Source organism: Caulobacter sp. AVps16, from assembly GCF_058681455.1.
On sequence record NZ_CM178739.1, the window covers coordinates 3,522,321 to 3,541,565 of the forward strand.

Genomic DNA, 19,245 nt, shown 5'->3' on the forward strand with positions numbered 1-19,245 from the left:
GCGTCAAGGGAAGGCACGCCGGCTCATGCGGTCACCAGCCGCTGCGCCAGCCGATGGCCCGAGCGCCAGGCCCCCTCGACGCTACCGCCGCCCAGCCCGTCGCCGCAGACCCCCAGCCCCAGGGCCGGGTCCCAGAGGGGTTCGCGCGGCGCGGCCAGGGGCCGGGCATAGCGCCAGCGGTGGGCCACGGCCGATACAGCGACCGGCGGGGCGACGCCCAGCAGGGCCCCGAACCCGGCCAGCAGCAGCGGAACGGCCGCTTCAGGGGTGAGCTCCAGATGGGTCCGCGACCAGTCCGGGCCGGCCTGGATCACCCAGGCCTCCGTCCCGCAGCGTCCCGGCTTGTCGGCCTCGCGCCCGGCATAGGCCACCCCCCCGCCGCCGGTCAGAACAGCCTGAGGGCTCGGCACCGGGTGCGCGAAGACCGCCATCAGGGTCCAGCACGGCTCGGAGCAGACGGCCTCCACCACCGCAGCGAAGTCAGGCTGGACCGGGGCCAGCATGACAGCGGCCTGTTCGGCGGGCAGGGCCAGGACGATCTGGTCGAAGGGGCCTTCGTCCTCCGTCGTCCCGACCAGACGCCAGCCGGAACCGTCGCGCGACAGCCCCGTGATCGTCTGGCTCCAGCGGGTCTCCAGCGGGGCGGCCATGGCCTTGAGGGGCGCGTTCATGGCCGGAAGCCCGACAAACTGTCCCTCGCCCGCAGCGGGCCAGGGGGCGACCAGACCCGCCTGCCGCCAGGTCTCGACCTGGGCCTGAAAGTCGCTGCCGGTGGCGGCAAAGGCGGGCGTCCCGTGATCAAAGGCAATCTCGCCCCCGTCCAGGGCCTGTCGCCGTGTCGACATTCGGCCCCCCGGACCCCGCGCCTTGTCGAAGACCACGACCGTCCGACCGGCGGCCTGCAGGGCGGTGGCACAGGTCAGACCGGCCATACCGGCGCCGATCACGGCGGTGCGGGGCGTCGCGGCTGCGGTCATGAGGTCACCATGCGATCGGAGATCCGTCCCAGGCATAGAAGCCGCCATTGGCCTCGGGGCCGAGGCCCGCGACCACCGCCAACAGGGCGGCGGCCGACTGCTCCGGCGTGAACAGTTTCCCGTCGGGGACGCCGGTCTGGAAGGGCGCGCTCAGGGCCGTCGCCACCGTGCCGGGATGCAGAACCACACAGACGCCGAGGGGGCGAGTGCGGCGATGTTCGACGGCCAGGGTGCGGATCAGCATGTTCAGGGCCGCCTTGGAGGCGCGGTAGCCGTACCAGCCGCCCAGCTGGTTGTCGCCGATACTGCCCACTCGGGCCGACAGGGCGGCCAGGACACTGGGACGATCGCGCGGCGTCAGGGGCAGAAGGTGCTTGGCGACCAGGGCCGGGCCCACGGCATTGACCTGCAGGACCCGGGTCAGGGCCTCGGCATTCAGGTTGCGCAGGGACTTTTCCGGGGCCAGGCCGTCGCCATGCAGCAGGCCGGTGGCGATCAGGATCAGGGTCGGCACCCCCAGGGCGCCGATCTGCCGGGCGGCCTCGGCCAGGCTGGCCTCGTCGAGAATGTCGGCGGCGATCCAGACCAGCCGCTCCCCGGCCTCCGCTGCCACGGCCTCGGCCGGGGGGCGACGCGACAGGACGATCACCCGGTCATGGGCCGGATCCCCGACCAGGGCGGCGGCCAGGGCCGCGCCGACCCCGCCCGTGCCGCCGACGACCACCGCCAGCCGGCCGCAGGGGCCGGGGGCCTCAGCCATGCAGCACCAGGGCCCCGGCCGACAGTCCGGCCACCGCCCCGAGGGTCAGAACCAGCCTCAGGCGTGGATACCAGGCGGTCAGGCCGCGCGACCAGACATCCCAGGCCCCGTGGATCAAGAGGGCCAGGGCCAGCAGGGCCAGCTGCGCCGCCCGCATCGCGTCCGGCAGCAGCAGGACCGCCAGGGCGGCCAGGGTCGGGATCATGGCCAGGGACACCACCCGGGCATCAACCCGGGCCTCGCGAACCGCCAGGGCCCAGCGGGCGCCGCCCAGAAAGGACAGGATCAGGCCGCCATAAAGGGCCAGGGCGCGGCCGGCCAGGGCGGCCTGGTCAGGCTGCAGCCAGCCGACCAGGGGCGGGGCCAGAAAGGGGATCAGGCCCAGCAGGCCATAGGCCAGGACCACGGGCGGGATGGGGGATGAGGGCTTCATGCGGCGTCTCGGCTCGGGCGGGCATCCAGGCGGCGAACCAGGGCCTGCAGGCGGGGCCGCAGGCGCAGAAAGCCGCGATAGGCCCGTTCCAGCAGCCACAACAGCGGCGGAAGACGCGCCAGTTGTCCGAACGGGGCCAAAACCGGAATGGCCCGCCACAGGGCGGCGAAGGCGGCCGCGCCCGAGACCATGGGCCCACCGGCCTCGCGGGCATGGAAGCGCGCCAGCAGATCGGCCCGGTCGATCGGACAGCTCCCGTCGCCGGCCACGTTCTCGAAGGCTATGGCCCCGCGTTTGTCCAGCCGGCGCATCAGGGCGATCTCCCGAACGCAGAGGGGACAATCGCCGTCGAACCACACCGTCACGGCGGGGATCATCTGTGGATCTGGAACGCTCGACACCGGGTCTGTCCTGTTGCGCGCCACCCGTAACGCGGCGCGGCGAGGACAGCAATCGGGCTGGGGCGACCGACACGGCCGGGCCGCTTCACGCGGAGGACCGCTGAAGGTGTGGGAAGGGTCGCGAAGCGTCCGGGCCTCGCCCGGATGAGGGGGTTTAGAAGTACCGTTTCGACGAAGACAGACGCTCCGCGTGACCGTTATCCCTCTGGCCGGGGCGCGCAGGTCTGGTTCAACCTTTTGCCCCACCCGGGCCTTGTCCTCCTCGCGACGGACTTGAGCCTTGGGCTGCAAGCCACGCCGGTTCCGGAGGGACCCGGAGCGAACCTTCGGACGGGCGGAGGCCCTGGCAGACCCCCGATAGGCGGGTTTACGTCCCCCGCCCTCACTTTAAGCACGCCGGAACGGACATTCGTCCGACCGGTGGCCCCGCTCGATCACCCCTGACAGCCGTCGCTGGTCGCCGGCCGGACGCCCTTCCCGTGCTGTCAGGTGAGATTGATTATGCGGGCGGGTTCATCGCGTCGGACTGGCGCGCTCCGATTTATTGCAAGGCATTGATTGGGATAGAGTTTGTTCGGGAAACTCAGAGGATAGATCTAGCCCAATCCCCGCACTTGCCCCCTACGGATCGCTTCGCGATCGTCTTCCCCCGGAGGGGGAAGATGAGGTCGGCGCGTTTCATCTTCCCCCCGCAGGGGGGAGGACGACCGCGTTAGCGGTCAGGAGGGGGCCTGCGGCGTCAGCCAGTAGACACACCGCCCCTACCGCGCCACGCTCGCCCGCGCCCGCTTCAGGCCCGGCCGCGTGTTCGGCGCCCCGGCCTCATTGGCTTCCAGGGCCGAGAGCAGGTCCGCCTTCAGGGCCGTGACCTTGCGGGTCTCGGTCAGTTTCTCGCCCTCGGCTGTCTGGACATAGAAGGCATCGACGGCGCGTTCGCCATAGCCGTCGATATGGGCCGACTGGATCGACAGGCCGCTCGTTGCCAGGGTCTGGGCCAGGGCGTGCAGCAGGCCCGGACGGTCGCGGCCCGAGGCCTCGACCACGGTGGCGTCGTTGGAGGCCTCATTGTCGACCACGACACTGGGTGCAATGGTGAAGGCCGCCGTGCGCGACTGTTCGGCTCCGCGGCGGGGCTCGAAGCTCATGATCTCGCCGCGTCCGGCCGCTTCCAGGGCGTCGGCCAGGCGGCGCAGGGCGCGGGGGTTTTCGCAGCCGAGCGGGGCACCTGTGACGTCCTGGACATAGAAGACGTCGAGGGCTTGGCCCTGGCGCGAGGTGAAGACCCGGGCGCCGACCACATTGCCGCCGAGGGACGAGATGGCCAGGGCGAGGTCGGCGAACAGGCCGCGCCGGTCCTTGGCGGCGACCACGATCTCGGCGGCATTGGAGCCCGGACGCACCTGGCCCTCGGCGGCGGCCCCGCCCTGGATGGCGGCGCGGCGGGCCAGGGCGGCATGGTCCTTGAGGTCCTGGGTGTTGAAGGCCCCGAAATAGGCGTCCTCCATGGCGGCGGCCCAGCCCTTGGCGGCAGGGTCGTCGGCGATCAGGGTGGCCCGCGCCGCCTCGGCAGCGGCCTCCTGATGGCGCTGGACACTGGCGGCGGCGTCACTGCCCCGGCCGCCGCGGAACACCGCCTCGGTAGCGTTGTAGAGTTCGCGCAGCAGCTGGCCCTTCCAGCCGTTCCAGACCCCCGGCCCCACGGCGCGGATATCGGCGACGGTAATGACCAGCAGCAGGCGCAGGCGCTCGGGGTTCTCGACGATGCGGGCAAAGGCGGCGACCGTGCCGGGGTCGGAGACGTCGCGCTTCTGGGCGAAGTCGCTCATCACCAGATGGTTCTCGACCAGCCAGGCCACCAGCTCGACCTTCAGGCGGTCGACGCCCAGGCGTTCGCAGGCGCTGCGGGCGCTGCGGGCCCCGGCCTTTTCCTGACCGCCCACCCCGCCCTTGCCGGTGTCATGCAGCAGCATGGCCAGGAACAGGGCCTCGCGGTCCTCGATCAGCGGCATGATCGAGACGGCCAGGGGATGGTCGTCGGCCAGACGTCCGGCAGCGATGTCGCCGATCACGCCCACGGCCCGCAGGGTGTGCTCGTCCACCGTATAGGAGTGGTACATGTTGAACTGCATCTGGGCGACGATGCGGCCAAATTCCGGGATGAACCGGCCCAGCACTCCGGCGTCGTTCATCAGGGTCAGGGTGCGATAGGAGCGCTTGCCGCGCGCCAGCAGGTCGAGGAAGGCCGCGCAGGCCTCCTCGTCGCGCCGCACCCGCGAGGTGATCAGGCCGAGGCTGCGGGTCACGGCCGTGAAGGCGTCGGGATGCAGGTCGAGATCGCGCTCGTCGGCGATCCGGAACAGCCGGATCAGATTGACCGGATCGGCCTCGAACACGTCCTGGCCGTCAATGTTCAGGCGGCCGCCGTCCTCATAGAAGCCCTCGACATCCAGGGCCTTGCGCTTGGGCCGGCCGCCGCCGGGCAGGAAGCGGGAAATGCCCTTGGGCTCGTGCTTGAAATTGTCGGCTTCCAGCTTGGCCGAGAAGGCGCGGGTCAGGGCCCCGACCTCCTTGGCGATCAGGAAGTAGCGGCGCATGAAACGCTCGACCGCCGGGGCGTCGCCCCGGTCGCCATAGCCCATGCGGCGGGCGATCTCGGGCTGCAGGTCGAAGGTCAGGCGCTCTTCGGGGCGGCCGGTGGTGAAGTGCAGGTGGGCGCGCACCGCGTGCAGGAAGTCGAAGGCGCGGATGAAGGCCTTGGCCTCGCGCCGGTCGAAGACCTCCAGCTTGAAGACGTCTTCCGGACGGTCGACCGGATGCAGATATTCGGCGATCCACATCAGGGTGTGCAGGTCGCGCAGGCCGCCCTTGCCTTCCTTGACATTGGGCTCGACCATATAGCGGCTGGCCCCAGCCCGAGCCTGGCGGTCGTCGCGCTCCTTCAGCTTGGCGGCGACGAACTGGGCTCCGGTGCCCTTCATCACATCGTCCTGGAAGCGCTTCTTCAGATCGGCGGCCAGGCGCTCGTCGCCGGTCAGGCGGCGGGCCTCGAGGATCGAGGTGCGGATCGTGAAATCCTCGCGCGACAGGCGCACGCATTCCTCGACGGTCCGCGAGGCGTGGCCGACCTTGAAGCCGAGATCCCACAGCGCATAGAGCATGAACTCGATGACGCTCTCGGCATGGGGCGTCTGCTTGTAGGGCCGCAGGAACAGCAGGTCGATGTCGCTGAACGGGGCCAGGGTGCGGCGGCCATAGCCGCCCACGGCCAGCAGGCACAGGCGCTCGCCCTCGGTCGGGTTGCGGGCCCGGAAGACGTGGACCGTGGTGAAGTCATAGAGGGCGGTGATCACCTCGTCGGTGACGCCGCTCAGCAGGCGCGAAGTCTCCAGCCCGCCGGCCCCGTTTTCCAGTCGCTCCTTGGCGATCATCCGGCCGCGGAACAGGGCCTGTTTGAGGATCTCGATGGCGCGGGCGCGCTGGGCGGCCTCGTCGCCTAGGGCATCGAGGGCGGCGGCCGACAGACGGGCGCGCAGGGCGTGGCCGTCGACGACATGTTCCAGCGGGGTGGGGCGAAGGCGACGGGGCATGATGGGGATATGGTGTACCCGCTAAGCCTTGAGCAGTCCCTTAAGGCGATATAGCGCCTCAAGAGCCTCGCGCGGCGACATTCCGTCGATATCCAGGTCCTTCAGGGCCGTATCCACGACACTGGGTGTCGCCTGGACGGGCGCCGACAGGGCCTGGCTCATGGCAAACAGCGGCAGGTCATCGAGGCGGGCGGGTGATTCGGCCTTGGATTCGAGGCGGTCCAGCACCTCGCGGGCCCGGGCCACCACCGGGGCCGGCACCCCGGCCAGCTTGGCCACCTGCACGCCATAGGAGCGGTCGGCGGGTCCTGGCGCGGCCTCGTGCAGGAAGACCAGATCGCCGTTCCACTCCTTGGCCCGCAGGGAAAGGTTGGAGACGTGGTCCAGCCGCTCCTCCAGGGTCGCCAGCTCGTGATAGTGGGTCGCGAACAGGGCCCGGCAGCGATTGGTGTCGTGCAGGGCCTCGGCGCAGGCCCAGGCGATGGCCAGGCCGTCATAGGTGGCCGTGCCCCGGCCGATCTCGTCGAGGATCACCAGGCTGCGCGGGGTGGCCTGGGTGAGGATGGCGGCGGTCTCGACCATTTCCATCATGAAGGTCGAGCGGCCGCGGGCCAGGTCATCACCGGCCCCGACGCGGCTGAACAGGCGGTCGACCACCCCCAGCCGGAAATGGACGGCGGGCACATAGCAGCCGGACTGGGCGAGGATGGCCAGCAGGGCGTTCTGGCGCAGGAAGGTGGACTTGCCGGCCATGTTCGGCCCGGTGACGATCGACAGGCGCGCGGCCGTCTCGCCCGAGGCGTCGAGGGTGCAGGTATTGGGCGTATAGGGATCGCCGGCCCGCTTGACGGCGGCCTCGACCACCGGATGGCGGGCGGCCTGGGCGTCGAAGGCCAGGGAGTGGTCGACGACCGGACGCGTGGCCCCGCTGTCCTGCGCCCATTCGGCCAGGGCGGCGGCGACGTCCAGGCGGGCCAGGGCCTCGGCGGCGATCTGGATGGCGTCGGCCAGCAGGCGGGCCACCTCGCGCCAGGTCTCGAAGGCGGCCACCTCCATGGCCAGGACCCGCTCGGCGGCCTGGGCGATGCGGGCGTCGAGATCGGCCAGCTCCACCGTGGTGAAGCGCACCTGGTTGGCCAGGGTCTGGCGGTGGATGAAGGTGGCGTTCAGCGGCGGCTGGAACAGCGGGTCGGCCTTGCCGGCCGTGGCCTCGACGAAATAGCCCAGTACCCCGTTGTGGCGGATCTTCAGGGGCACACCGCTCTCGGCCGCCAGCTGGGCCTCCAGGGCGATGATCACCTTGCGGCTGTTGTCGCGCAGGGCCCGGGCCTCATCCAGCTCCTCGCGCACCCCGGCGGCGACGAAGCCACCGTCGCGGGCCAGGGCCGGCAGGTCGGGACCCAGCCCGGCCTCCAGGGCCGCCAGGAAGCCGGCCAGACCCTCATGCAGGTCGGGCGTCAGGGCGCGGAAGGCATGTTCCAGCTCGAACGGCGGCGAGGCCAAGGCATTGCCGGAGCCGGCGACCAGGGCGGCCAGGGCCTGGCCGGTCTTCAGGGTGTCGCGCAGGCAGCCCAGGTCGCGCGGCCCGCCCCGCCCCAGGGCCAGGCGCGACAGGGCGCGGGCCATGTCGCCGGAACCCTTCAGGGTCTCGCGCAGGGTCTGGCGCAGGGACCGATGCTCGACGAACCACTGGATCGCGTCGAGGCGCTGATCAATGGCCGCGACATCCAGCAGCGGCCGTGCCAGCCGCGAGGCCAGCAGGCGGGCCCCGCCGGCGCTGACCGTGCGGTCGATCACCGCCAGCAGAGACCCGTTGCGGTCACCGGCCTGGGTGCGGTCAATCTCGAGACTGCCGCGGGTCGCCGGGTCGATGGCCATGACATCGGCATCGGCCGCCCGGCGCGGCGCCCGCAGGGCCGGCAGCCTGCCGGCCTGGGTCATGTCCAGATGGGCGGCGATCAGGCCCAGGGCCCCGATCTCGGCCGGGGACAGGCCGCCAAAGCCGTCCAGGGTCTCGACGCCATAGAGCCGCTTGACCCGGGCCTCCGAGGCCTGGGGCTCGGACAGGGCCGAGGGCATGGGCTGGATCAGGCCGCCGCAGATCTTCAGGGTCTGGGACAGGGTCTCGTCCGACAGCAGCCGGTCGGCGACCAGGGTCTCGGATGGGGCCAGGGCGGCCAGGATCGCGGCGACGCCGTCCTTGCTGACCGAGAACACCTCGACCTCGCCGGTCGACAGCTCGACGCTGGCCACGGCCGCCTGTCCGGCCCGCACGGCCACGGCGGCGAGGCGATTGGCCCCGCGCGCGTCGAGCAGGCCTTCCTCGGTCAGGGTCCCCGGCGTCACCACCCGAACGATGTCGCGGCGGACGATCGACTTGGAGCCGCGCTTCTTGGCCTCGGCCGGGTCTTCCATCTGTTCGCAGACGGCGACCTTGAAGCCCTGGCGGATCAGCTTGGACAGATAGGCCTCGGCCGCGTGCTGCGGCACCCCGGCCATCGGGATCGGCTCGCCATTATGCGTCCCCCGGAAAGTCTGGGAAATGCCCAGGGCCGCCGCGGCCGCGATCGCGTCATCGAAGAACAGCTCATAGAAATCGCCCATCCGGAAAAAGATCAGGGCATCCGGCTGCCGCGCCTTCATCTCGAAGAACTGCGCCATGACCGGCGTCGCGCCGGTGGCGTCATAGGTCTGGATGGCGGGAGCGGCGGGGGCGTTCATGACGCCATGACTTAACGTTTGACGCTGCTTCGCAGAAGCGCCATGTAGAATGTTCATGTTTTGTGCTGTAGGTTTGTTCGGCCGGTCAGAGGGGCGGCATGAGCGAGGGCGAACTGGTAGCGAACTCAGCTGTCAGGGAAACCATGACAACGGCGCTCAGACAGGCAGAGCCTCTCGGCAAATCTCTAGTCGTTGAGGTCAGCCAGCGCGGCATCGACGCTATCAAAGCGAACAAGCTCACCCCGATCAGCCGCTGCGATGGCCGCCCGCGTCGTGGCATTGGGTGTCCGGACATCAAATGGCAGCGCCTTTTCGGCGGCGACCCGAACCAGCATGAGGCGAATGGCGTCCGAGATCGTGAGGCCCATATCGGCCAGCGCCGCCGTCGCATCCCTTTTCAGGTCGGCGTCGATCCGCGCTCTAACCGTGTCCAGAGCGGCCATGACGATAGATCCTTCAGAGGGCGAGATGTGGCTACAATGTAGCTACAATGGGACGATCGTCAATCTGAATCCTCCGCGCCTCGCCCAAACCATCGGAGACGCAGAATGCTGGCGCTCGAAATCACCGGTCAGTTCAAGCGTGACTACAAGCGCGAGAAGGCCGGGAGGCACACGGACCTGGACGCCGTTTTCAAGGCGACAGTCGATCTGCTGGTCAGCGAAACGCCGTTGCCCGTCGCCAACAGGGATCACCCCCTCAGGGGCGACTGGAAGGGTTGCCGGGACTGCCATCTGAAGCCTGACCTGGTGCTGATCTATCGGAAAACCAGGACATCGATCGAGCTTCTGCGGCTGGGCTCCCACAGCGAGCTCTTCAGCTAGGCCGTGAGCGTCGAGTCGCTTGCCTCTCGTTGAGAACTGCCGCTAAATCGCCCCAAGGTTGGGGGTCCGTCATGTCTGTATCCAAGGCGCCGGCCACCACGCCGGAGCGCCCCGCTGTCATGGGCCGCTACAAGCCCGACTGGCTGGAAAAGCCGACCGCCGATGACATGGAATGGGCCTATCCGGCTCACGCCCAGCGCCACGGGATCGAAGGCAGGGCGGTGATCAAGTGCCAGGTCGGTCCTGACGGCCGCCTGGGAAACTGCCAGGTGATCTCGGAAATCCCGACTGGCGAGGATTTCGGCATCGCGGCCATCGCCCTGTCCCAGAAGTTCCGGATGCTGCCGCCGCCCGCCGACTATGCAGCCAAGACGCCCGAAGTGACGATCCCGATCGTCTTCCAGATGCCGCAGGACAGCTGGTCTCGGCTCAAGACCGCGACGGCAGCGCTGCCCAAAGGTGCCGAGCCGTCGCTCGCGCCGCTCGATTCCGGCGACATGCTGTTGATCGCGGGCGTGGGGGCGATCGCCTTCGCGCTACTTGCGCTGGTGTTCTCGGTCGCGGGCAAACGCGGCCGCGACCTCTAGAGCATTTTCCGATCCAACTGGATCGGTGAAAGGCTCAAGTCTTTTGTTTTAAAGCACTTTCTGACGACGAACCGGCACCCGCTTCGTCGGAAAACGCCCTAGCTCCCCGTAACTTCTTCCCAGAAGCGCTTGGCCTTGCCGACGAAATTGGCCGACTTGGGGTTCTGCTTGTCGTCGCACAGGCCGGCCAGCTCCTTGAGGAGTTCCTTCTGGCGGGCCGACAGGTGGGTCGGGGTCTCGACGAACAGTTCGACCACCAGGTCGCCGCGCTGGCGGCTGCGCAGGGACGGCATGCCCTTGCCCTTGAGGCGGACGGTCTTGCCGGTCTGGGAGCCTTCCGGAACCTTGACCGGGATCTTGCAGGCCCCGTCGCAGTCCTCGCCACCCATCAGGCAGGGGGCGTCGATCTCGCCGCCGAGAGCCGCCACGGTCATCGGCACCGGCACGGTGCACAACAGGTCCAGGCCGTCGCGCTCGAAAAGTTCGTGCGGGATCACCGACAGGAAGATGTAGAGATCGCCGCGCGGCCCGCTGCGGGCCCCGGCATCGCCCTCACCGGACAGGCGGATTCGGGCGCCGTCATCGACGCCGGCCGGGATGCGCACCGACAGGATGCGCTCGCGGCGCACCTGGCCGTGGCCACTGCAGGTCTGGCAGGGATCGAGCACCAGGCGGCCCGAACCGCCGCAGCGCGGGCAGCCGCGCTCGACTGCGAAGAAGCCCTGGGTCGCCCGCACACGGCCGTGACCGCCGCAGGTGCCGCAGACGGTCGGGCTGGTGCCGGGCTTGGCGCCCGAGCCGTCACAGACCTCGCAGGTGATGGCCGCCGGAACCTTGATCTCGACCTCGGCACCGGCATAGGCCTGCTCCAGGGTGATCTCGAGATCGTAGCGCAGGTCCTGGCCGCGTTGCGGGCCGTTCGAGGGGCGACGGCCGCCACCGAACATCTCGCCGAACACGTCGCCGAACACGTCGTTGAAAATATCGCTGGCGTCACCGCCGAAGCCGCCCTGGCCACCCCCGCCGCCGCCATTGACGCCGGCATGGCCGAAGCGGTCATAGGCCGCGCGCTTCTGGGGGTCGGAGAGGACGCTATAGGCCTCGTTGACTTCCTTGAACCGACCGGTCGATTCCTCGCAGCCGCCATTGCGGTCGGGATGGTGCTCCATCGCCAGCTTGCGGAATGCGGACTTCAGAGCCGCATCATCGGCGGTCCGGGTCACGCCCAGGATTTCGTAATAGTCGCGCATCGTCAGCGTCTGGCGCCCAAGAGGCCCACGGGAGAGGCGTTGATAGGGAAAGAGGTGGGGTTTTCGATCGCGGGGCGCAAGGCGTCACAACCGCGCGGATCCGCCGTTGGCGGCCGCGGAACGACCAGACTGGATTCGTTCCGCGGCGCGCCCATGACGACTAGTTGGCCGGCTTGTTGTCGTCGACTTCCTCGAACTCGGCGTCGACGACACCGTCGTCGGCCGCGTCATCGCTGTCACCCGAACCCTGCTGGGCGGCGTACATGGCCTCACCCAGCTTCATCGAGGCCTGGCGCAGGGCGTCGGTCTTGGTCTTGATCAGCTCGGCGTCCTCGCCTTCCAGCGCGGTCTTCAGATCGGTGAGACCGGTCTCGATGGCGGTCTTGTCATCGCCCGACACCTTGTCGCCGTGCTCGGCCATGGCCTTTTCCGTGGCGTGGACCGTGGCCTCGCCCTGGTTCTTGGCCTCGACCAGGGCCTTCTTCTTTTCGTCCGATGCCTTGTTGGCCTCGGCTTCCTTGACCATGCGCTCGATGTCGGCATCCGACAGGCCGCCATTGGCCTGGATGCGGATCGAGTGCTCCTTGTTGGTCGCCTTGTCCTTGGCATGGACATTGACGATGCCGTTGGCGTCGATGTCGAAGGTGACCTCGATCTGCGGGATGCCGCGCGGGGCCGGCGGAATGCCCTGCAGGTCGAACTGACCCAGGAACTTGTTGTCGGCGGCCATCGGGCGCTCGCCCTGGAAGGCGCGGATCGTCACGGCCGACTGGTTGTCGTCAGCGGTCGAGAAGGTCTGGGAGCGCTTGGTCGGGATGGTGGTGTTGCGCTCGATCAGCGGGGTGAACACGCCGCCCAGGGTCTCGATGCCCAGGGTCAGCGGGGTCACGTCGAGCAGCAGCACGTCCTTGACGTCGCCTTGCAGAACGCCGGCCTGAACGGCGGCGCCGAGGGCCACGACCTCGTCAGGGTTCACACCCTTGTGCGGCTCGCGGCCGAAGAAGTCCTGCACCGCCTGCTGGACCTTGGGCATGCGGCTCATGCCGCCGACCAGGATCACTTCGTCGATGTCGCTCTTCTTGAGGCCGGCGTCCTTGAGGGCCTGTTCGCACGGACCGATGGTGCGGGCGATCAGGTCTTCGACCAGGGCTTCCAGCTTGGAGCGCGACAGCTTGATATTCAGGTGCAGCGGGCCCGACGCATTCATCGAGATGAAGGGCAGGTTCACTTCGTACTGGGCGGTCGAGGACAGTTCCTTCTTGGCCTTTTCGGCCTCTTCGCGAAGGCGCTGCAGGGCCAGCTTGTCCTTGCGCAGGTCGACGCCCTGCTCCTTCTTGAACTCGTCGGCCAGGTAGTCGACGATCCGCAGGTCGAAGTCTTCACCGCCCAGGAAGGTGTCGCCGTTGGTCGACTTCACCTCGAAGACGCCGTCGCCGATTTCGAGGATCGAGACGTCGAAGGTGCCGCCGCCGAGGTCATAGACGGCGATCTTCTTGCCGTCGTTCTTGTCGAGGCCATAGGCCAGAGCAGCCGCGGTCGGCTCGTTGATGATGCGCAGGACTTCCAGGCCGGCGATCTTGCCGGCGTCCTTGGTGGCCTGACGCTGGGCATCGTTGAAATAGGCCGGGACGGTGATCACGGCCTTGGTCACCGGCTCACCCAGATGGGTCTCGGCCGCTTCCTTCATCTTCTGCAGGATGAAGGCGGAGACTTCCTGCGGGGAATAGTCCTTGCCCTGGGCCTTGACCCAGGCGTCGCCGGTCGGACCCTTGACGATGTCATAGGGCACCATGCCCTTGTCCTTCTCGACCACCGGATCGCTCGCGTTGCGGCCAATCAGGCGCTTGATCGCGAACAGGGTGTTGGTCGGGTTGGTGACGGCCTGACGCTTGGCGGGCTGGCCAACCAGGCGCTCGCCGTCCTCGAGGAACGCCACCACCGACGGGGTGGTGCGGGCGCCCTCGGCGTTCTCGATGACCTTCGGGGTCTTGCCGTCCATGATGGCCACGCACGAATTCGTGGTGCCAAGGTCGATACCGATAATCTTGCTCATATTACGAACCTGTCGCTCCTGAATGGCGGACGGCGGTGACAAGGGCCTTAGACGCAAGCGCCCCGGTTTTTCTCGCTCCGTCCCCGTCTGGTCGAACTTCCTACGGTTGATCCAATCCTCGCCCGGCTGACTGATGTCGGACGGGCAGAGTGCGTTCCTCGAAGTTGACGAGCCCGTCAACCCCGCTTGGAAGCCGATATGGGGGATGTGCAGCGCCCCGCAAGTCCATTCCCTCATCTTGAGAAGGGGAATCTTCAAGCTGAACAATGGAAAAGGGCCGCACCCGCTGGGTGCGACCCTCCCGCTTTTGATGCAGGGCGGCGATCAGCCGCCGGTCTTTTTTACCCAGGCCGTGATCGCCGGGAGACGGTTCTCGCGGATCGACACCCGGTTGAGAACGGCGGCGGCGGCCTTGTCGGCCTCCTTGCGCGAGCCTTCCGCCAGATTGGCGGCGGCATAGGCCCGGATCCGGTCGGCCATGGCCGGGTCCGACGATCCGGCCCCCAGGCCGGTGATGAAGCGGGTGCGCGAGGTGGTATCGACCTTTTCGTTGACCGCCGCCTTGTGAGCCACCGCCCAGTCGAAGGTCATGTCCGGGTGGCTGCCGGCCACCTGCGAGATCATGGTGCTCGAAAGGGTTTCGCCCGGCTCGGCGGTCAGGGCCAGGTCGAGGGCCTTCTGGGCCAGGACCTTGTCGTCAGCGGCCGCCAGCAGGGCATAGAGCTGGGCGCGGATCAGCGGCGTCTTCTCGGCCTGCGCCTGGGCCCGGATCGCATCCCAGGTGGCGGCGTCTGCATGCTGGGCCACCACCGCCAGGATCACCTTGCGCAAGGGGCCGGGAATGGCCGACGGGTCGGTCCGGTCGGCCGCAAAGCGCCGGCGGGCCTCGGCGACCACCGCCGGATCCCCCATGCCGCCCAGGGCCCCGATCAGCTCGCCCCGCAGGATGGCCACCGTGTCGGGCTCGCCGGCCTTCGGCGTCCAGCCGACCTGGGCGAACAGGGGGTTGAGGCGGGCGAGGGCGATCTTGCGGAAGGCCGCCTTTTCGGCGGGCAGGCCCGAATAGTAGCCGTCGATGGTTTCAAACACCCCGGCGATCTTGGACAGAACCTGGGGATCGGCCGAGGCCGGGGTTGCGCTGGCCAGGTCGAGGAAGTCTGTCGCCGGCTGATAGCCGGACAGGCCCATGGCCCAGGTATTGGACATCACGCCCAGCTGGTCGATGGCCGGCAGGCTGGCAAAGCTGCCCACCACGCCGCCGAACCGCTCCGGGCCATACAGGGTCCGGAAATAGCCACTCTGGCCGGCATTGACGATCACCGGGCCGCAGCCGTCGACCGTCACCTTGCCCTTGCCGCCGACGACCAGGGTCTTGGCTTCACCGCCGCCGACCGCCCTGACCGTGACAGGCACCCGCCAGGCCAGGGGCGTCTTGTTGGGCTGGTCCTTGCTGAACTCGCCCTGGGTCAGGCTCAGGGTGGCCTTGCCGGCCGTGCAGGTCTGGTCGCTGACCGTGATCAGCGGCACGCCAGGCTGCAGGGTGAAGTCATGGGCGATGTCGGTGATCGGCTTGCCGGCGGCAGCCTCGATCTCGCGCCACAGGTCATCGCTGACCGTATTCCTGTGGGCGTGCTTCTTCATGTAGGTGCGCACGCCGGCGCGCCAGGCATCGGCCCCGACATAGGCCTCGAGCATGCGGATGACCGCCTCGCCCTTCTGGTAGGTGATGCCGTCAAAGGCCTGGCTGGCCTGGTCGACGGTCTCGACGTGCTGGACCACCGGATGGGTGGTCTTCAGGGCATCGAGGCTCATGGCATATTCGCGGCCGCCGACTGCGGCCAGGGCCGCGTTCCACTCGGGATGGAAGTGCTCGGTGGCCCGACCCTCCATCCAGGAGGCAAAGCCCTCGTTCAGCCACAGGTCATCCCACCAGGCCATGGTGACCAGATCGCCGAACCACTGGTGGGCCATCTCGTGGGCCACGGTCGTGAAGACCCGCTGGCTGTCGGTCTGGGTCGAGATCTTCGGATCGAGCAGCATGGCGTACTCGAAGGTGAAGATCGCGCCCCAGTTCTCCATGGCGCTGAAGAACTGGCTGCGCCCCGGGGCGGCGATGTTGTCGAGGGCCGGCAGCGGATAGGGAACGCCGAAATAGTCATTGTACCAGGGCAGCAGGTCGGCGGCCGACTTCAGGGCAAACTCCGCCTTGGGCGTATCGCCCTTCTTGGTGACCACCCCGACATCGACCCCGGCCACCTTGACCGAGGCCCGGTCAAACTCGCCGAGGCCGAAGAACAGCAGATAGGTCGACATCTTCGGCGACGTCGCGAACTTGACCAGGGTCTTGCCGCCGCCGAGGTCGGTGCTCGCCGCGACCGGCATGTTGCCCAGGGCCATCTGGCCGGTCGGGACCGTCGCCTCGACACGGAAGGTCGCCTTGTAGAAGGGCTCGTCCCACGAGGGCACGAAGCGACGGAAGTCGGAATTCTCGAACTGGGTGTAGAGGGCGCGCTTCTTGCCGGTCTCGGTCTCATAGTCGAGAGCGAACAGGCCGGCGGCCTGGGTGTAGATCTTGCCGGCATAGTCGATGGCCAGCTCGTACCGGCCCTTGGCCAGGGGCTTGTCGAAGGTGAAGCTGGCGGTCTGGGCCTCGTCATCGACCTTGATGCTGGCGGCCCCGATCCCGGCCAGCTCGGCCCTCGTGAAGGTCAGGTCGGCGGCCTGCAGGGTGATGGTGCGGGTCGGCTCGACCACCGTGATGGCGATCCTGACCCGGGCCTTGAAGGTCATGCCCTCGACATCGGGGGTAAAGGCCAGATCATAGTGGGACGGGACGACATTGCGCGGCAGCTGGGTCGTGACGGTGGCGGCCGTGGCGGCCCCTGCGGTCGGCGCGGCCAGGGCGGTTCCAGCGGCGAAAATGAGCGCGGCGGCCGCCGCGGAAGACAAAAGACGACGCATGTACAGACCTGGACTGGAACTTTTGGCCCGACCCCACTGGCCGGTTCGCGAAACAACACCCTGCACTCCCGTCAGGCGCGTTAAATATACGTAATGATCCAGCCGCTCACCATCATCCCGGGCCTCGACCTCTGGCCCAGCCTGCTGACGCCCACCGCCCAGTCCGCCCTGGTCGAGACCGTGCTGGAGGCCGCCGAGGCGGCGCCTTTCGACCACTATGAGACGGCCTCCGGCCAGGCCATGAGCGTCGGCATGACCAGCCTGGGGGCCCTGGGCTGGGTCAGTGACCGGACAGGCTATCGCTATGCGGGGCAGCATCCCGCCACCGGCCGGCCGTGGCCGGCCATGCCCGGGGTCCTGCTCGACCTCTGGGCCCAGCTGGGCGACCCCGAGGTCCCGGCAGATGCCTGTCTGGTCAATCTCTATCGCGGTACGGCCCGCATGGGCCTGCACCAGGACCGCGACGAGGCCGACCCGCGCTTTCCGGTGCTGTCGATCTCCCTGGGCGACACGGCGGTGTTCCGCTTCGGCGGGACCGCGCGCAAGGACCCGACCCGCAGCCTGAAACTGGCCTCCGGCGACGTCCTCCGGCTGTCCGGTCCGGCCCGGATGGCCTTCCACGGGGTCGACCGGGTAATCGCCGGCTCCTCCAGCCTGGTGCCCGGCGGCGGCCGGATCAACCTGACCCTGCGGCGGGCGGCGGCGGGGTGAAGAGCGGCCCGGCCCGGAAGGGTCAGGAGGCCAGGAGTCGCGAAACCGTTACGCGGTCGGTCGCGCTGAGGTCCATGCCGGCTGCGGCACGCCAGCGGTCCCGGGCCTGGCCCTCCTGGCCCTGGGCGACCAGGGCCTGGCCCCAGGCCAGATGCAGGGCGCCCCATTGCGGGGCCCAGCGGGCGGCTGCCTGGTACTGACGGATAGCGTCCTTGTGGCGGCCCTCAGCAGCCAGGGCATCGCCCCAGACCTTCAGGGGATCGGCCCAGCGCGGCGCGCGCTCGGCGGCGATCTTCAGGACGGCGATCGCGCCCGCCGCATCCCCCCGTTCCAGCCGCGCCTGACCCCAGGCGAAATGGGCATCGGCAAGACTGGGAGCCCGTTCCGTCGCCGCGACGAAGAGGCGCTCCGAGCCCGCGACGTCACCGCTGAGGGCCGCCACCTGGGCCCTGGCGATGGTGATCGGATAGCTGTCGTGGCGTCCCTGGGCCAGCAGCGCCCGGGCCCCGTCAAGGTCCCCCAGCCGGGCCATGGCATAGGCCGTGGGGCCTTCATCGTTAAAGTAGCGACCGGAAACGCTGAAACGCTGTTCCGGATGGGCCTCCTGGATCGAGCGATACCGTGCGACAGCACCCGCCCAGTCCTGCCGCTCCAGTCGCTCAGCGAGCGACAGGCGCATTTCGTCAAGCGCCTCGGCGGGACTGCCGAGCGACCCCGCCACCTCGGTCATCGCCTCGCTGGGACGGTGAAGGGCGATCTTCTGACCCGCAGCCAGCCAGATGTGATTGAGATTGCGCTGGACTTCTTTTTTCCCGAAGCGCTGAAGGATCTCCAGGGCGTGGTTGTGGTCATGCCGGAAGCGCGCATCGAGGGCGAGGTGCTCGACCTTGAAGTTCTCCAGTCGATCGCGATCAAACTCGTCTGACCCCTGGGCGAGCGACGCGACCCGGGCGTTTGTCTGATAGCTGGTCTCCCAGTGACCGGCGAAATAGCGACTGCGCGCGAAGATGGATACGCCGAGCGCAAACCGGCTGTCCGCGGCGAAAGCTGCCCCTGCCGATTTCAGGGCCTGGTCCAGATTGCCCTGTCGCAAATGGACGTTGGTGAGCCCAACCAGGGCCCATTTCCGCTCGACCCTGTCATCGTCCAGGGCCAGTCGCTGGAAAACCGCCTGGGCCTCCTCAAGCCGCCGGCCTTCAAACATCAGATAGACGCCGTAGCGATAGGCCTGAGTCTCGGCGAACAGGGCTTCCGCGGCCCGGTCCAGCAGACCTTCAAGATCGGCTTCCGGGCCCCGGATCAGGGGCGCGGACGTCCGGTCGGCCCGAACGCTCAACTGGACCTCGGTCCCGGCCTTGACGATGTCGCCGGAGACCTCGATCTCCTGGCCGAGCCATCCACGCAGGAACTTCCACAGCTCGGTGGCCGAAACGCCGGTCTGGGGGATGGTGACCTCGACCTCGCCCCAACCGCTGGAATAGCGGGCTCCGGCCCGCGTCGACCCCGTGGCGGCCTGCAGCCGCGCCAGGCGGTCGATAACCCGCTCGGCCACCACCGCGCCGGTCAGGCCCCGGGCCTCCATCTCAGGGGGCACGGAAAAGGGCTTGATGGTCACGCCGCGATACTGGCTGGCGCTCCAGACCAGGGCCAGAACCGCGACCAGCGCGATCAGGCCAGCCAGGCCGGTCAGGACCTTCAGGGCAAAGCCGGCCCGTTCAGAGGCAATCTGCCAGCCGATCAGCCGGTTCTGGCTCAGAAGCAACTGCTCGGCAGAACCCACGGGATCGCGGCCTGAGGCCTTGGCCTCCATGGCGATCTCGATAGGGTCCGGAGTGGTCGGCGCAGGGGCGCGGGGGGACTTGCGGGTCCGCAACGGCCTTGTCTCGTCAGTCAATGCAGCGCCCCTCTTGCCCCCGGGACGAGTTTCGCCAAATCGGGGCAGGTGGTCAAACACCGCTCTGCGGGTAACAGCACCGCCGT

The 19,245-nt window shown here is 68.6% G+C and carries 14 protein-coding genes; 3 read left to right on the forward strand and 11 right to left on the reverse strand.

Going from position 1 to position 19,245, the window contains the following annotated elements:
- Positions 1 to 23 precede the first annotated feature (23 nt).
- From ACW17U_RS16915 to ACW17U_RS16945, 7 genes are all read right to left on the reverse strand, one after another.
- A complete protein-coding gene (locus ACW17U_RS16915) occupies positions 24 to 977 on the reverse strand; it encodes an NAD(P)/FAD-dependent oxidoreductase (RefSeq protein ID WP_492053962.1) in 954 nt (317 codons plus the stop codon).
- A 4-nt stretch (positions 978 to 981) separates the two neighbouring features.
- Positions 982 to 1,737 (reverse strand): SDR family NAD(P)-dependent oxidoreductase, encoded by a 756-nt coding sequence (locus ACW17U_RS16920; protein WP_492053964.1) that lies wholly within the window; start codon positions 1,735 to 1,737, stop codon positions 982 to 984.
- Positions 1,730 to 2,170, reverse strand: coding sequence for a DUF3429 domain-containing protein (locus tag ACW17U_RS16925; RefSeq protein ID WP_492053965.1), 441 nt, complete (start codon positions 2,168 to 2,170; stop codon positions 1,730 to 1,732). The genes ACW17U_RS16920 and ACW17U_RS16925 overlap by 8 nt, the downstream gene beginning before the upstream one ends.
- A complete protein-coding gene (locus tag ACW17U_RS16930) occupies positions 2,167 to 2,571 on the reverse strand; it encodes a thiol-disulfide oxidoreductase DCC family protein (RefSeq protein WP_492053967.1) in 405 nt (134 codons plus the stop codon). The genes ACW17U_RS16925 and ACW17U_RS16930 overlap by 4 nt, the downstream gene beginning before the upstream one ends.
- A 761-nt stretch (positions 2,572 to 3,332) precedes the next feature.
- Entirely contained in the window at positions 3,333 to 6,158 is a 2,826-nt protein-coding gene (locus ACW17U_RS16935) for a [protein-PII] uridylyltransferase (RefSeq protein ID WP_062142501.1), read from the reverse strand.
- A gap of 21 nt (positions 6,159 to 6,179) precedes the next feature.
- Entirely contained in the window at positions 6,180 to 8,879 is a 2,700-nt protein-coding gene (gene mutS, locus ACW17U_RS16940; protein WP_492053970.1) for a DNA mismatch repair protein MutS, read from the reverse strand.
- 185 nt (positions 8,880 to 9,064) lie between these two features.
- Positions 9,065 to 9,322: a type II toxin-antitoxin system RelB/DinJ family antitoxin gene (locus ACW17U_RS16945; RefSeq protein WP_492053971.1), complete on the reverse strand. Its 258-nt coding sequence runs from the start codon at positions 9,320 to 9,322 to the stop codon at positions 9,065 to 9,067.
- Positions 9,323 to 9,427: 105 nt separating this feature from the next.
- Between ACW17U_RS16945 and ACW17U_RS16950 the strand changes: the two genes are divergently transcribed.
- Both ACW17U_RS16950 and ACW17U_RS16955 read left to right on the forward strand, forming a co-directional pair.
- Positions 9,428 to 9,703, forward strand: a complete 276-nt coding sequence (locus tag ACW17U_RS16950) for a type II toxin-antitoxin system YafQ family toxin (protein ID WP_492053972.1) — start codon at positions 9,428 to 9,430, stop codon at positions 9,701 to 9,703.
- A gap of 71 nt (positions 9,704 to 9,774) precedes the next feature.
- A complete protein-coding gene (locus ACW17U_RS16955; protein ID WP_492053974.1) occupies positions 9,775 to 10,290 on the forward strand; it encodes an energy transducer TonB in 516 nt (171 codons plus the stop codon).
- Between the two features lie 98 nt (positions 10,291 to 10,388).
- Here the strand turns inward: ACW17U_RS16955 and dnaJ are convergent, their stop codons facing one another.
- From dnaJ to ACW17U_RS16970, 3 genes are all read right to left on the reverse strand, one after another.
- Positions 10,389 to 11,540 carry a molecular chaperone DnaJ gene (gene dnaJ / locus ACW17U_RS16960; RefSeq protein WP_062142492.1) on the reverse strand — a complete coding sequence of 384 codons (1,152 nt, stop codon included), beginning with the start codon at positions 11,538 to 11,540 and terminating at the stop codon, positions 10,389 to 10,391.
- A 160-nt stretch (positions 11,541 to 11,700) separates the two neighbouring features.
- Positions 11,701 to 13,593, reverse strand: a complete 1,893-nt coding sequence (gene dnaK / locus ACW17U_RS16965; RefSeq protein ID WP_062142489.1) for a molecular chaperone DnaK — start codon at positions 13,591 to 13,593, stop codon at positions 11,701 to 11,703.
- Positions 13,594 to 13,917: 324 nt separating this feature from the next.
- A complete protein-coding gene (locus ACW17U_RS16970; RefSeq protein WP_492053976.1) occupies positions 13,918 to 16,554 on the reverse strand; it encodes a M1 family metallopeptidase in 2,637 nt (878 codons plus the stop codon).
- A 93-nt stretch (positions 16,555 to 16,647) separates the two neighbouring features.
- Between ACW17U_RS16970 and ACW17U_RS16975 the strand changes: the two genes are divergently transcribed.
- A complete protein-coding gene (locus ACW17U_RS16975) occupies positions 16,648 to 17,265 on the forward strand; it encodes an alpha-ketoglutarate-dependent dioxygenase AlkB (RefSeq protein WP_492053978.1) in 618 nt (205 codons plus the stop codon).
- 22 nt (positions 17,266 to 17,287) lie between these two features.
- Here ACW17U_RS16975 and ACW17U_RS16980 read toward each other — a convergent pair whose 3' ends face one another.
- Positions 17,288 to 19,159, reverse strand: a complete 1,872-nt coding sequence (locus ACW17U_RS16980) for a hypothetical protein (protein WP_492053980.1) — start codon at positions 19,157 to 19,159, stop codon at positions 17,288 to 17,290.
- Positions 19,160 to 19,245 lie beyond the last annotated feature (86 nt).

What these genes read in the sequence shown, in the direction of transcription:
- ACW17U_RS16925 (WP_492053965.1), bottom strand. Translation starts at nt 2,170, where the DNA reads ATGAAGCCCTCATCCCCCATCCCGCCCGTGGTCCTGGCCTATGGCCTG.
- ACW17U_RS16915 (WP_492053962.1), bottom strand. Translation starts at nt 977, where the DNA reads ATGACCGCAGCCGCGACGCCCCGCACCGCCGTGATCGGCGCCGGTATG.
- ACW17U_RS16945 (WP_492053971.1), bottom strand. Translation starts at nt 9,322, where the DNA reads ATGGCCGCTCTGGACACGGTTAGAGCGCGGATCGACGCCGACCTGAAA.
- mutS (WP_492053970.1), bottom strand. Translation starts at nt 8,879, where the DNA reads ATGAACGCCCCCGCCGCTCCCGCCATCCAGACCTATGACGCCACCGGC.
- dnaJ (WP_062142492.1), bottom strand. Translation starts at nt 11,540, where the DNA reads ATGCGCGACTATTACGAAATCCTGGGCGTGACCCGGACCGCCGATGAT.
- ACW17U_RS16950 (WP_492053972.1), top strand. Translation starts at nt 9,428, where the DNA reads ATGCTGGCGCTCGAAATCACCGGTCAGTTCAAGCGTGACTACAAGCGC.
- ACW17U_RS16935 (WP_062142501.1), bottom strand. Translation starts at nt 6,158, where the DNA reads ATGCCCCGTCGCCTTCGCCCCACCCCGCTGGAACATGTCGTCGACGGC.
- dnaK (WP_062142489.1), bottom strand. Translation starts at nt 13,593, where the DNA reads ATGAGCAAGATTATCGGTATCGACCTTGGCACCACGAATTCGTGCGTG.
- ACW17U_RS16920 (WP_492053964.1), bottom strand. Translation starts at nt 1,737, where the DNA reads ATGGCTGAGGCCCCCGGCCCCTGCGGCCGGCTGGCGGTGGTCGTCGGC.
- ACW17U_RS16955 (WP_492053974.1), top strand. Translation starts at nt 9,775, where the DNA reads ATGTCTGTATCCAAGGCGCCGGCCACCACGCCGGAGCGCCCCGCTGTC.
- ACW17U_RS16975 (WP_492053978.1), top strand. Translation starts at nt 16,648, where the DNA reads ATGATCCAGCCGCTCACCATCATCCCGGGCCTCGACCTCTGGCCCAGC.
- ACW17U_RS16970 (WP_492053976.1), bottom strand. Translation starts at nt 16,554, where the DNA reads ATGCGTCGTCTTTTGTCTTCCGCGGCGGCCGCCGCGCTCATTTTCGCC.